This is a genomic window from Microbacterium tenebrionis (genome assembly GCF_903645325.1).
Taxonomy (GTDB): domain Bacteria; phylum Actinomycetota; class Actinomycetes; order Actinomycetales; family Microbacteriaceae; genus Microbacterium; species Microbacterium tenebrionis.
The window spans coordinates 55,499-68,179 of sequence record NZ_CAHJXQ010000011.1 but is presented as its reverse complement, the minus strand read 5'-3'; the positions used below and the strand labels follow the sequence as shown (position 1 = coordinate 68,179).

The following is a 12,681-nucleotide window of genomic DNA, read 5'->3' as shown; positions in this document are numbered from 1 at the left end:
CCGGTATCGGGACGTATGCGTTGCGTCAGTCGGACATCGATCGCGGGTACGTCGAGAACACTGCGCACGTGGCTGCCGAGTCGCCGGACGGACAGACCGTCCGCGCCGACACCAAGACGGTGCGCATCGACACGGTCCTTCCCGCGCCCGCGCTCGCCGTCACGAAGGACGGCACGACCGCCGGCAGCGGCGGGGTCGGCGATCTCGTCCGGTACACGTTCTCGATCAGCAACACCGGGAACGTCACGATGTCGGGGGTCGAGCTCTCCGACAGCAAACCGGGCGTCTCGGTACCAGAGATCGAGTGGCCGGGCGTCGTCGGTGTGCTGGCGCCGAACGAGACCGCGACCGCGACGGCCGAGTACACCATCACGCAGGCCGATGTGAACGCCGGGCAGGTGCTCAACACGGCATCCGCCACGGGGACGACTCCCCGCGGCGGATGGGTCACGGCATCCTCGCCCGAGAGCGTCGTCCCGACCGAGGCGGCGGCGCCGTCGATCGTCGTCACGAACTCGGGTGCCCTCGCTCCTGGATCCGCCGGCAAGGCGGGCGATGTCATCACCTGGACGTACACGCTCGAGAACACCGGCAACGTGACGCTCTCGTCGTCGAGCCTGGCCGATTCGCTGCCGGGCGTCGACGACCCGACCTACCTGTGGCCGGGCGAGGCAGGGGTGCTCGCTCCCGGGCAGAAGGTCACGGCGACGGCGACGTACACGCTCACGCAGGCGGATGTCGACGCCGGCGCAGTGACCAGCATCGTCACCGGAAGCGGCATGCCTCAGGTCGGCGCTCCTGCGACCGCGACGGCACCCGCCACTGTGGCGATCGCCTCCGATGCGGGCATCGACCTCGTGAAGACCGGCCGGCTCGAGCAGCCAACGCAGAACGCGGCGGGCGATGCCGTCGAGTTCGGATTCCGCATCGAGAACACCGGCACGGTGACCCTGCGCGACGTCGCGATCACCGACACCCTGCCCGGGCTCGAGCCGATCCGGATCACCTGGCCGGCCGCGACGGGAGTCCTCGCGCCGGGGCAGGTGGCCACCGGAACTGCTGCGTACGCCATCAGCCAGGACGACGTCGACCGCGGCACGGTCGAGAACACGGCATCCGTCAGAGGTACCACGCCCGGCGGGGAGACCGTCGGCGACAGCTCGACGATCACGCCGATCGCGACCGCTGCGCACGCACCCTCGGTGACGATCGTCAAGGGCGGCTCGTACGCGAGCGGCTCGGGCGGCGCCGGCAGCGTCATCGAGTACACGTTCGACGTGACCAACAACGGAAACGTCACGCTTCGCCTGATCCGCGTGGCCGATGAACTCCTGGGCCGCTCCGCACCGGTTCTGGCGTTCCCCTCCGCCGCCGGAGTCCTCGCCCCCGGCGAGACCGCGCAGGGAACCGCGCGCTACACGGTGACGCAGGCGGACGTCGACTCCGGCTCGGTGACCAACGTCGCGGCCGTGTCCGGCACCGCTCCGGACGGCGACGGGATCTCGGCGCAGTCCGACCCCGTGGTCATCGGAACCGACCCGCAGACGCCCCCTGCCGACGCGATCCGCACGACTCAGACCGCGCGCCTCGCCGACGGCGACACGGGCATGCTCGGCGACACGATCGAGTACGTCTTCGAGATCCGCAACACCGGCAACACCACGTTGACCGATGTCGTCCTCGACAACACCGTGCCGGGCCTGACCGGGTTCGAGTACACCTGGCCCGACCCGGCCGCCCCCGGGCGCCTGCTTCCCGGTCAGTCCGCCATCATCCGCGCGACCCACACGGTCACACAGGCCGATGTCGACGCCGGTGAGGTGCGCAACACCGCGACCGGCTCCGCGACGCGCCCGCGCGGCGGAGACGTGAGCGACACGTCGACCGAGACCGTCGTCCCCCTGGTCGCAGCGACGAGCGGGCTCGCGGTCGCCAAGACCGGCACGCGCAACGGAGACGGCACTCCGGGAACGACGATCACGTACGACTTCGTGATCACCAACGTCGGCCAGGTCACGACCAGCGGCGTAGTGCTCACGGACGATCTGCCGGGTATCGGCCCGATCACTTACGGCGCGTGGCCCGGCGCGGACGGTGTGCTCGCACCGCAGCAGTCGGTCACGGCGTCGGCCGAGTACACGATCACCCAGGCCGACCTGGATGCCGGTGCGGTGCGCAACACAGCCACCGCCACGGGGCAGAAGCCGAACGGCGACGCCGTCACGGGGGCCTCTCCTGAGGCCGTCGTGCCGACGGCCGATCGTGCCCCGCACATCGACCTGACGAAGACCCAGGAGCTCGCACCGGGCGCGACAGGGCGCCCGGGTGACGTCGTGCAGTTCGCCTTCACGGTCACGAACGACGGCAATGTCACGCTCACCGGCGTCGTGCTCGGCGATGCCCAGAACGGGATCTCGGATCTCGGCATCCGGTGGCCGGGGGAGCCGGGCGTGCTGGCGCCGGGGCAGACGGCGACCGCCACGGCCTCGTACCGGCTGACGCAGGCCGACGTGGATGCCGGCGGGGTATCCTCGACAGCGACCACCAGCGGCAGCGGTGGCGGCACGACCGTGAGCGATCGCGCGACGGGCTCGACGCCGATTGCTGCGGCGCCCGCGCTCACGCTGGACAAGACCAGCTCGGTCTCGCCGGCGCCTCAGCAGGGAGCCCGCGTCACCTACACGTTCACCGTGGTCAACACCGGCAACGTCACGCTCCACGACGTGTCGGTCACCGACGAGATGCTGCGTCTGAGCGATCTCACCGCGCACTGGCCCGGCGCCCCCGGCGAACTCGCACCGGGTCAGGAGGCGCGCTTCACGGCCGTCTACGTCATCACACAGGCCGATGTCGATCGTGGATCGATCGTCAACACTGCGACTGCGACCGGAACCCCGCCCACGGGGGCGCCCGTGCAGGCCGAGGACGAGAACACCCTCGCCGTGCCACACCGCTCAGCTGTCGCGCTCGACATGGGCATCGCCGTCAAGAGCGGTCAGCAAGGCTTCGCGGGCGACACGCTCGTGTTCAGCTACGCGGCGACCAACACCGGCACGAAGACGCTCACGAACGTCACGATCACCGACCTCTACCCGGGGCTGTCCGGGCTCACGTACACCTGGCCGGGCGTGCCGGGCGTGCTCCTGCCGGGGCAGACCGTGACGGCCACCGCGACGGTGACGATCACGGCGGCCATGGAGGGCACCGTGGTAGCGTCGCATGCCGTGGTGACCAGCACCGAGATCGACACCGAGATCCAGGTGCGCGACGAGGCATCCGCATCGACCGAGTTGCCGGCTCGCCCGCCGTGGGGCGGTCTTCCGCTCACGGGCGGCGACCCCGCACCGTACGCCGCGGCTGCGGCGGCGCTGCTGCTGGCCGGCCTCGTACTCCTGCTCGTCCGCCGTCGCCGCGAGCAGAACACAGACTCCGCATCCTGATCCACCCGTGAAAGGCCACACCATGCAGTCCCAGACACCTCGCGCAACCCTCCGTGCGACTCTCAACCGTCGGTCGATCGGTGTGCGTGCGGCGGGCGCAGGCGCTGCCCTGCTGCTCGGCGTCGTCGGACTCAGTGCCTGCACCAATGGCGACAGCGAGCCGTCGCCGTCGCCGTCCGCGAGCTCCACTCTGACCCCCGGCATCACCGACATCACCGACACGCCCGGATCCGGCGAGAACCTGGTGGGCGCGCTCGCCGACGCCACCGTGTCGACGTGCAAGCTCGGCGACGGCAGCTGGACGGTCGATGGCACCGTGAAGAACCCCACGAAGGATTCGGTCTCGTACCGGATCTACGTCTCGCTCCTCAACGAGGCCGGGGACACCCGTTCTCTCAGCCAGGTCGATGTCGACGGCGTCGGTGAGGGCGCTGAGGAGGAGTGGGCGACCACGGTCGATCTGACCGACGAGGACCTCACCTGCGTTCTGCGCGTCGAGCGCTACGCGGCAGCCGGCTGATCCCGGCTCAGACCTCGATCCCGGTGGACTCGTCGTTCACACCGGTGTTGTCGCCTCGGCGCGACTCGGTCGCGATCAGCCACACGATCGAGACGACGAGGGCGAGCAGCAGACCCAGCCCGACGTTCTGCAGGATCAGTCCGATCACGACGCCGAGGACGACCAGGGCGACGGTGCCGCCGAGCCAGATCCAGCGCTGTTTCGTGCGTGCAGACATGCCGTCAGCCTAGGGGATGCCGTGGCGCCTCACCGGCGACGGTGATCCTCCGGGGCGACGCGCGGGCCGCGGCGCGGTTCGATGAGACCGCTCGCGAGGATGAGGCGGACGACGCGCTGACGGTGCCCCGCCCAGGGAGCGAGGAGCTCCAGCATCCCCGCGTCGTCGGTGCGGGATCCGGTCAGGGCGTAGCCGACCTGATGGGCGAGGTGGTAGTCGCCGACGCTGACCGCATCGGGGTCGCCCAGGGCGCGGATGCGGGTCTCGGATGCCGTCCACGCGCCGATCCCGGGAAGGCTCACGAGCACGCGATCCCCATCTGCGCCGGTCGGGCCTGCGAGCACGGCGTCCGCGATGCGCCGGCCGCGCTCGGCTGCGCGGACGATCGTGCGCGACTGCGGAGGTTCGACGCCGGCGCTGTGCCAGGCCCACGAGGGGATGCCGCGCCAGCCGTCGATCGTCGGCGGGGCGAACATCGGCCGCGGGGTCGGGCCGGGGGCGCGTTCGCCGAATCGCGTGATGAGCACCCGCCAGGCACCGAATGCCTGGAAAGACGTGACCTTCTGCTCGATGATGGCGCTTGCGAGCGCATCGAAGACGAGATCGGTGCGGGTGAGGCGGGTGGGTGCCGGACGGCGGGGGACGTCGGCGAGATGCGGATGCCCTGCCGCCGTGAGGGATGCCGGGTCGAAGCCCGCGTCGTTGTCGGTGGCGCCGCAGAGGCGCGGGAGCTGCTCGACGGCCCAGTCGGATCCCGGGCCCCAGGCGGTGGCGTGGACGCCCTCGGTGCTCTGGCGCAGGGCCAGCGTCGCAACGCCCTCCGGAGTGCGGGCGGCGCGCCACAGGGTGGAGCCGGCGACCATCATCGTCGGGTCCTTCGGCCCGCGCATGAGCACGCCGACCGTGCGGAACAGGTTCAGGGGGTGCTGCGGGCGGTAGACCGTGTGCAGCGGCTGTGCGGCGTCGACGGGGTCGGTCGCGGCATCCGCTGTCAAGGTCATACGAACACCCTACGTCGCGGCGCTGACAACGCCGCGCGCAACGAGGTGGCGCGTATGGTGGTCACTTCGCGCGCGAGGCGATCACTTGCGACCCCTCCGCCGGGGGTGCGCCTCGATGCGTGGCGAGAGGTGGCGCGTATGGCGGTCACCAAAGCGGTTCGGTGACCATTCGCGGCCCCTGGCGCTGCCGCGTCACACTCAGAAGCGGTCGGGCGAGGGGGTGCCGTGGCCGTAGCGGATCACGACGTCGGCGTGGCGGTCGAACCGGTACCCGACGCCGCGGACGGTGCGCACGATGTCCTCGTAGCGGCCGAGCTTCGCGCGCAGTCGGCGCACGTGCACGTCGATCGTGCGCTCGCCGGGGGTCTCGTCCTCCGGAGCCTGCCACAGGGCGCCGACGAGCTCGGAGCGCTCGATCGTTCGGCCCTCGCGGAGCACGAGGTACTGCAGCAGCTCGAACTCCTTGTACGTGAACGCGGCCGACTCGCCGTCGATCAGCACGCGCTTGCGCGAGATGTCGACGGTGACGCCGTAGTCCTCGTTCTTCTCCTCGGTCTCGGTGGCGGCCTTCGCCCGGGCGATCGCGCCGGGCTCGTGCAGAGCGAGGCGAACGACGTCGAGGTCGCGTCCGCCCGAGCCGTGCGGTGCGAGAGCGACCGTGGCGTGCGTCTCGGCCTCGGGGGCGAGTTCGGCGAGCGTGCGGCGCAGCGCGTCGACGAGCAGGGGCAGGCTCACGCCGGCGCCCGCGGCCTTGATCTCATCCAGACCGACGTACAGGGCGAAGCCACGGGGCGAGCGGGTGGCGGGGAGATCTTCGGGCGTGGCCGGTGCGGCCGGCGCATCCTGTTCGACGAAACGCGGGACGGGACGCAGGTGCGGGGCGCGGGTGGAGGCGGGACGCTCGAGGAGGGCGATGTTCGACATGATGATGAAGTCCTTGGAAGGGTGAGCCGACGCGGCTCGGATGTGTTGCGAGAGTGACCCTGAAGGCCGAGAACAAGCACACGGGTAGGTGCTCGGGGCTCACGCTTCGCAGATGGCGAAGAGCGGAGCCGGACAGGTCAGCTGAGTGATCAGCGACACATTCGGCAACACATGCCAACGCAGCCGGGCATCATCATCCCGGTAGTCCCGTTCGCCTCCTGGGCGGACAAAGGGAGCGCGTTGGTGGTCATGGGGGGATTATGTCTGAGGATGACGCCCCGTGTCAAAACGAGTCCCGGGGTTACCGGGTGGCATAGCGTGGGTGCCATGACGGATTCGACGATGATCGAGGGTTTCCTCGTCACGGATGAGAAGGATGCATCGCGCTACACGCTCACGCGTGACGGTGCGCTCGTGAGCGTTCTCGACTACCGCGACGACGGCACGACGATCGCGCTGACGCGCGCCTTCACGATCCCGACGTTCCGCGGGCACGGCTACGCGGCCTGCGTCGTGAAGGGTGCCGTCGACGACATCGAGAGCCGCGGCGACCGGAAGGTCGACCCGGTCTGCTGGTACGTCGCCGAGTGGTTCGAGCAGAACCCCGAGCATCAGGGTCTGCTGCGCCGACGGTGACACGGTCGGCATGGCCTGAAAGGATGAGGTCATGAAGATCGCCGAGGCTCTGACCGCGCGGGCCGATCTGCAGCGCCGTATCGAGCAGCTGCGCGCCCGCATCACCGCGAACGCCCGATATCAGGAGGGCGAGGAGCCGGCCGAGGATGCCGCTGCGCTCCTGGGCGAGGCCGAGAAGGACCTCGCGAGGCTCCGCGAGCTGATCCGTCGGATCAACGCGACCAACGCCCGGCTCGATCTCGGAGCCGACGGCACCATGACCGATGCGCTCGCCGCCCGCGATGTTCTGCGCCTGCAGCACTCCCTGCTCGTGGACGCCGCGGCCGCAGCATCCGGATCGGGCAGCGGCTTCCGGCAGATGCGCTCGGAACTGCGCCAGATCGCGGCACTGCCCGTGGCGCAGCTGCGGGAGGCCGCGGACCGCGTGGCACAGGAGCTGCGCGAACTCGACAATCGCATCCAGGAGGCGAACTGGACGCACGACCTGGAGGAGTAGAGCGGAAGTCGGTAGCCACGACGAGGCGGACACACGCCCAGCCGGAGGGTCAAGTCCGGCACTGCAGGGCGGAGGGCAGCCCACGATCTCGCATCGCGCAGCCCCGCACCCCGCACATGTGAAAGCGCATCGCGCATTCCGCATCACCACGTGTCGATCGTCGAGGTGAGGGTCGGGTCAGGGGCCTTCCGCTCGTCGCGGCACGCCTCGGAGAGAATGTCCGAGGCCGTCCGTACCGTGTGAGTATGCGAATCCTGCACACCTCCGACTGGCACATCGGCCGCACCTTCCATGGCAACTCGACCATGGATGCGCTGGCCGAGGTGCTCGCAGCGCTGGTGCAGCAGGTGCGCGACCAGGCGGTGGATGTCGTGATCGTCGCCGGCGACGTGTTCGACTCGGCGACGCCGGCCGGGCCCGCATACACCCTGCTCGGCGACACGCTCGCAGCGCTCCACGACACCGGCGCTCGTGTGATCGTCACGAGCGGCAACCACGATTCGGCCGCGCGGCTCGGGTTCCAGGCCCGGTTGCTGCGCGACGGCATCCATGTGATCACCGACCCGCTCCACGCCGGCACTCCCGTGACGATCGACGACGCCGACGGTCCGGTGCACTTCTACGGCATCCCGTACCTCGAGCCGGCGATCGTCCGTCAACACTGGGACGGCGTCGCGCTCAAGACGCAGGCGCAGACCATGGCGCACGCGATGAACCTCGTGCGCGCCGGCATGGCCGCGCACAGCGGCCGGTCGGTCGCGATCGCGCATTGCTTCGCCGCCGGGGTGGATGCCACGGCCGGACTCGAGCGCGAGGTGCGCCAGGGCGGTCTCGACGTCGTTCCGCTCGAGGTCTTCGACGGCCCCGATTACGTCGCGCTCGGCCACATTCACGGGCGCCAGAAGCTCAGCGAACGGGTTCGCTATGCCGGCGCCCCGCTGCACTACAGTTTCGGCGAGCAGCACAAGCAGCGCGGATCCTGGCTCATCGACCTCGACGCGTCGGGGCTGGCCTCTGCCGAGTGGCTCGAGCTGCCCGTCCCGCGCCGCCTGGTGACGCTCACCGGCACCCTCGACGAGATCCTCTCCGCCGAGAACGTTGCGGCGCATGCCGACGACTGGGTGTGCGCGGTCTACAGCGACGCGCTGCCGCAGGCCGAGCCGATGCGCCGTCTCAAGGAGCGCTTCCCGCACTGCGCGATGGTGCAGCACGCCCCGGCAGGTAGTACCGGCGACCAGGTCGAGCACTCGTATGCCGCGCGGCTGAAAACGGCTGTGACCGACACCGAGCGCATCGAGGCCTTCCTCGTGCACGTGCGCGCGGGGCAGGGGCCGACGGAGCGCGAGAGCGAACTCATCCGCGAGGTGCTCGATGAGCGCGTCATCGCGGAGGCTCTCGTCTAGTGCGCCTCCACCGTCTCGAGATCGAGGGTTTCGGGCCCTTCCTCGCCCGACAGATCGTCGACTTCGACGCGTTCGCCGACGACGGCATCTTCCTTATCGCGGGGCGCACCGGTGCAGGCAAGTCCAGCATCCTGGACGCCGTCTGCTTCGCCCTCTACGGATCCGTCCCGCGCTACGAGGGCGGCGACAAGCGCCTGCGCAGCGACCACTGCGAACCCGACGACCGCAGTGAGGTCGTCGTCGAGTTCAGCACGGGTGCCGGGCGGTATCGGGTGACGCGATCGCCCGAGTACCTGCGCCCGGCGAAGCGGGGTGGCGGGCTCACGAAACAGAACTCCGCCGTGCAACTGGATGCCTTCATCGACGGGGGCTGGGTCACTCTCGCCGCGAAGGAGAAGCGCGTCGCCGATGAGCTGGACGGGATCGTCCAGCTCAGCCGTGAACAGTTCCTGCAGGTGATCCTGCTGGCGCAGAACAGGTTCGCCCGGTTCCTGCTCGCCGACAGCAAGGAGCGACAGGCATTGCTGCGGCGGCTCTTCGGCACCGAGCGCTTCGAAGACGTGCAGGCGCGGTTCGACGAGCGCAGGCGGGCATCCGAGAACGCGCTGGCCGGGGCCTCTGCGCGGGTGGACGCCCGGATCGACGAGGCCGAGCGTGTCGTCACGGACGGCGAGCTGTGGGGCGATGCAGGGACTGCCCCGGAGTCGGTGGCGACGGCGGAGCGGATCGAGGCGCTGCGGGCGGCCCTCGGCCGCGCCGAGTATCGGGTGGAGCGCCGGACAGCGGAGCGCGATGACGCCGAGAAGGCGCTTCAGAAGGCGGAGTCCGCGCTGACAGCCGTTCGCGAGGATCGCGCGGCCCAGCAGGAGCGCGATCGTGCGCGAGATGCTCTGGCGCAGCTCGACGCCGAGCAGCCCGCGATCGATGAGGCCCGCCGCGCGCTGGACCGCGCGCGGGCGGCCGAAGCGCTGAGAGCGACGATCGCTGCGGCGAGCCGGGCGGAGTCCGCGCGCGATGCCGCCGTGGTCGCGGAGAGCGCGGCGCGCGCTGCGTGGGACGCGACGGGAGCCGAACTCGACGAGGTCTCAGCGGAGACGCTCGACGCCTGGGCGGCCGAGCGTACGCGCGAGAGCGGAGCCTGGGCGCGAGCGGCCGAGCTCGAAGGCGGCCGAACCGCGCTGCGTGCCGAGATCGAGGGCGCCGAGACCGTCGTCGAAGCGGCGACGGCGCGCGTGGCGGAGGGCGACGAGCGCGCACAGCGCTTCCCGAACGGTTGGCCGAGCTCACCGCGCCGCGACCGGGCCAGGCGCAGCGCCGACCGCACCGACGATCTCGCCCGAGCGCTGGCATCCGCCGGAGCTCGCCGTGATGCCGCCGCCGAGGCTGCACGGATCATCGGTGAGCTCGAGTCGGCCGATCGAGAACTGGCCGAGGCGAGCACCGTTCTCGCCGAGGCCCAGACCGCGCTCGCCCAGCTGCGCCGCAGACGCCTGGACGGCTTCGCCGGCGAGCTGGCGACCGCGCTCGTCGCCGGAGAGCCCTGCTCGGTGTGCGGATCGACCGAGCACCCTGCGCCCGCCGTGCACACCGACCCGGTATCAGCCGAGGATGTCGAGCGCGCGGAGCGCGAGCGGGATGCCGCGCAGACGGCCGAGCGCGCGGCCCAGACGCGCAGTGCCGAGCTGGCCTCGAGGCTCTCCGCGGCGGTGGCGATCGCCGCCGGGCTCGGCGTCGATGCCGCGGAGTCCGAGGTCGCCGCGGCCGGCGACGCCCACGCGGCGGCCGTCGCGGCGGGGGCCGAGCTCGCGGCGCTGGACGAGCAGATCGCGCAGGCGACAGCCGCGACATCGGCCCTCGCGCAGGAGCGCGAGGACGCGGCGGCGGCCCTGGCCGCTGCCCGTGAGGCGCTGGCGCTGCTCGCGCAGCGCGAGCAGGACGCGGCGACGCAGATCGCCGACGCACGCGGTGCCTTCGGGACGGTGGCCGAGCGCATCGCGCACGTCGGCGGGCAGGCGTCGGCCGCGCGCACGCTCGCATCGGCGCTGACCGAGCGCGCGCGGATCGAGCAGGAGTTCGCCGAGGCGAAGCGCGAACAGGATTCCGCGCTCACCGCCTCCGATTTCGATGATGCGACCGCGGCGCGAACGGCGATGCGCTCCGCAGCCGAGCAGGAAGCTCTGGACGCACGCATCCAGGCGCACCGGGTGCAGCGCGAGAAGGAGCGTGCACTGCTGCTGCCGCTCGAGATGCGCACGCTGCCGGAGGAGACGATCGACCTCGCGCCGGCTGAGCACGCCGCCGCCGATGCGCGTTCTGCGTGGAAGACGGCGACGGATGCCGCCGGCCGCGTCGAGGCGATGACCGATCAGCTGCGCAGGCTCATCGACTCCGCGGCCTCCGAGCACGCCCGGAGCGCCGAGCAGCAGGCCGATCACGAGGTGCTCCGCGGACTCGCCGACACCGTCGCCGGCCGCGCGGGCAACACGCACAAGATGAGCCTCGAGACGTTCGTGCTCGCAGCGGAGCTCGAAGAGATCGTGGATGCCGCGAACCGTCGGCTGTCCGACATGTCGACCGGCCGGTATCAGCTGCAGCACTCCGACGCACTTGCATCGCGCGGGGCGGCATCGGGCCTCGGCATCGTCGTGTTCGACGCGTTCACCGGGCAGACGCGCCCCGCGCAGTCGCTCTCGGGCGGAGAGACGTTTCTCAGTTCGCTCGCCCTCGCGCTCGGGCTCGCCGAGGTCGTCACGGCGCGGGCCGGCGGCATCCAGCTCGACACCCTGTTCATCGACGAGGGGTTCGGGTCGCTGGACGCGGACACGCTCGAGGTCGCGATGCGCACTCTCGACGAGCTGCGCTCAGGCGGCCGCACGGTCGGCGTGATCAGTCACGTCGAGTCGATGCAGGAGCAGATCCCCGCACAGGTCGTCGTCGAGCAGACCCCCGCGGGGCCGAGTCGCATCCGCTGAGCCGGCTTCGACTCCTCGCCGGCGCTCGACCGCCCCGGCGCTCAGGCGTTCGCCGGGCTCCAGGCCGAGACGGCATCCAGGCTGCGAACCTCGTCCGACGACAGCTCGAGCCGCGTGCTCGCCAGCAGATCCGCGACCTGCTCGACCCGCGACGCGCTCGCGATCGGAGCCGCGACGGTCGGCTGCGCCCGCAGCCAGGCCAGCGCCACCGAGGCGATGGACGCGTCGTGCCTGCCCGCGATCTCCTCGAGCTCATCGATGATCTTCAGCCCGTGCTCGGTCGCGTACTTGGCCGCGCCGCCGGCGCGGGGCGATGAGCCCGCCGCATCCGTCGACCGGTACTTTCCGGTGAGGAATCCGCTCGCCAGTGCGTAGTACGGCACGAGGCTCATGTCGAAGTCTTCGGCGACGGGGATGATGCTCTCCTCGACGTCATTGCGGTGCACGAGGTTGTAGTGCGGCTGAACCGCGACCGGCAGGGGGATCCCGGCATCCTGTGAGATGGAGACCCATTCGCGGATGCGCTCGGCGGAGTAGTTCGAGACCGCGATGTTGCGCACGAGACCGGCGGAGACGAGCTCGCCGAACGCCGTGACGGTCTCTTCGAGCGGGGTCGAGGCATCGTCGAAGTGCGCGTAGTACAGGTCGATGGCGTCGACGCCGAGGCGCTTCAGCGACGCCTCGGCGGCAGCTCGCACATTCGCGGCCGACAGGCCGGGGAACTCGGGGTGCGTGCTGACCTTCGTGGCGATGGTCAGGCCGCTCGGCCTGCGTGCCGCGAGCCATTCGCCGATGATGCGCTCGCTCTCGCCGCCGTGGTTGCCGGGCACCCAGTGGCTGTAGCCGTCGGCGGTGTCGATGAAGTCGCCCCCGCCGGCCGTGAACGCGTCAAGGATCGCGAACGACGTGTCGCGATCGGCGGTCCACCCGAACACGTTCCCGCCGAGGGCGAGGGGGAGGACATCGAGGTCGCTGCGGCCGAGCTGGGTCATGATTCTCTCTTTCATCGGGAGGACGGTCCTGTGGTGACAAGCACGGCGCCTGCGACGGTATTCCCGCCGCGTCATACCCG

General features: G+C 70.8%; 10 protein-coding genes. 6 read left to right on the top strand and 4 right to left on the bottom strand.

Translation table 11 applies throughout. The annotated features are described in order from the left end of the window. Both HWX58_RS13090 and HWX58_RS13085 read left to right on the top strand, forming a co-directional pair. A partial coding sequence (locus HWX58_RS13090; RefSeq protein ID WP_217702993.1) for a beta strand repeat-containing protein occupies positions 1-3,440 on the top strand: 3,440 nt, incomplete at its 5' end. A 22-nt stretch (positions 3,441-3,462) separates the two neighbouring features. Beyond that, on the top strand, positions 3,463-3,960 hold the full coding sequence (locus HWX58_RS13085) for a hypothetical protein (RefSeq protein WP_250646246.1): 498 nt from the start codon (positions 3,463-3,465) through the stop codon (positions 3,958-3,960). A 7-nt stretch (positions 3,961-3,967) separates the two neighbouring features. On the opposite strand, the gene HWX58_RS13080 is transcribed toward HWX58_RS13085, so the two are convergent. The 3 genes from HWX58_RS13080 to HWX58_RS13070 form a co-directional block, all read right to left on the bottom strand. Beyond that, positions 3,968-4,177 carry a hypothetical protein gene (locus HWX58_RS13080; RefSeq protein ID WP_175988434.1) on the bottom strand — a complete coding sequence of 70 codons (210 nt, stop codon included), beginning with the start codon at positions 4,175-4,177 and terminating at the stop codon, positions 3,968-3,970. Between the two features lie 29 nt (positions 4,178-4,206). Then, positions 4,207-5,178, bottom strand: a complete 972-nt coding sequence (locus HWX58_RS13075; RefSeq protein ID WP_175988432.1) for a DNA-3-methyladenine glycosylase family protein — start codon at positions 5,176-5,178, stop codon at positions 4,207-4,209. A gap of 198 nt (positions 5,179-5,376) precedes the next feature. Beyond that, a complete protein-coding gene (locus HWX58_RS13070) occupies positions 5,377-6,102 on the bottom strand; it encodes a winged helix-turn-helix domain-containing protein (protein WP_175988429.1) in 726 nt (241 codons plus the stop codon). Between the two features lie 327 nt (positions 6,103-6,429). On the opposite strand from HWX58_RS13070, the gene HWX58_RS13065 reads away from it, so the two are divergent. The 4 genes from HWX58_RS13065 to HWX58_RS13050 all read left to right on the top strand — a co-directional run bounded on the left by HWX58_RS13065 (position 6,430) and on the right by HWX58_RS13050 (position 11,609). Continuing rightward, complete coding sequence (locus HWX58_RS13065; protein WP_175988427.1) at positions 6,430-6,738, top strand: GNAT family N-acetyltransferase; 309 nt, start codon at positions 6,430-6,432, stop codon at positions 6,736-6,738. A 31-nt stretch (positions 6,739-6,769) separates the two neighbouring features. Beyond that, the gene (locus tag HWX58_RS13060; RefSeq protein ID WP_175988424.1) at positions 6,770-7,234 is read left to right on the top strand and encodes a DIP1984 family protein; all 465 of its coding nucleotides are present in this window, start codon (positions 6,770-6,772) and stop codon (positions 7,232-7,234) included. Positions 7,235-7,479: 245 nt separating this feature from the next. Further along, positions 7,480-8,637: an exonuclease SbcCD subunit D gene (locus HWX58_RS13055; protein WP_175988422.1), complete on the top strand. Its 1,158-nt coding sequence runs from the start codon at positions 7,480-7,482 to the stop codon at positions 8,635-8,637. Beyond that, entirely contained in the window at positions 8,637-11,609 is a 2,973-nt protein-coding gene (locus HWX58_RS13050; RefSeq protein ID WP_175988420.1) for an AAA family ATPase, read from the top strand. The genes HWX58_RS13055 and HWX58_RS13050 overlap by 1 nt, the downstream gene beginning before the upstream one ends. Positions 11,610-11,650: 41 nt before the next feature. On the opposite strand, the gene HWX58_RS13045 is transcribed toward HWX58_RS13050, so the two are convergent. Next, positions 11,651-12,601, bottom strand: a complete 951-nt coding sequence (locus HWX58_RS13045) for an aldo/keto reductase (RefSeq protein ID WP_175988418.1) — start codon at positions 12,599-12,601, stop codon at positions 11,651-11,653. Positions 12,602-12,681 lie beyond the last annotated feature (80 nt).

What these genes read in the sequence shown, in the direction of transcription:
- HWX58_RS13085 (WP_250646246.1), top strand. Translation starts at nt 3,463, where the DNA reads ATGCAGTCCCAGACACCTCGCGCAACCCTCCGTGCGACTCTCAACCGT.
- HWX58_RS13080 (WP_175988434.1), bottom strand. Translation starts at nt 4,177, where the DNA reads ATGTCTGCACGCACGAAACAGCGCTGGATCTGGCTCGGCGGCACCGTC.
- HWX58_RS13075 (WP_175988432.1), bottom strand. Translation starts at nt 5,178, where the DNA reads ATGACCTTGACAGCGGATGCCGCGACCGACCCCGTCGACGCCGCACAG.
- HWX58_RS13070 (WP_175988429.1), bottom strand. Translation starts at nt 6,102, where the DNA reads ATGTCGAACATCGCCCTCCTCGAGCGTCCCGCCTCCACCCGCGCCCCG.
- HWX58_RS13065 (WP_175988427.1), top strand. Translation starts at nt 6,430, where the DNA reads ATGACGGATTCGACGATGATCGAGGGTTTCCTCGTCACGGATGAGAAG.
- HWX58_RS13060 (WP_175988424.1), top strand. Translation starts at nt 6,770, where the DNA reads ATGAAGATCGCCGAGGCTCTGACCGCGCGGGCCGATCTGCAGCGCCGT.
- HWX58_RS13055 (WP_175988422.1), top strand. Translation starts at nt 7,480, where the DNA reads ATGCGAATCCTGCACACCTCCGACTGGCACATCGGCCGCACCTTCCAT.
- HWX58_RS13045 (WP_175988418.1), bottom strand. Translation starts at nt 12,601, where the DNA reads ATGACCCAGCTCGGCCGCAGCGACCTCGATGTCCTCCCCCTCGCCCTC.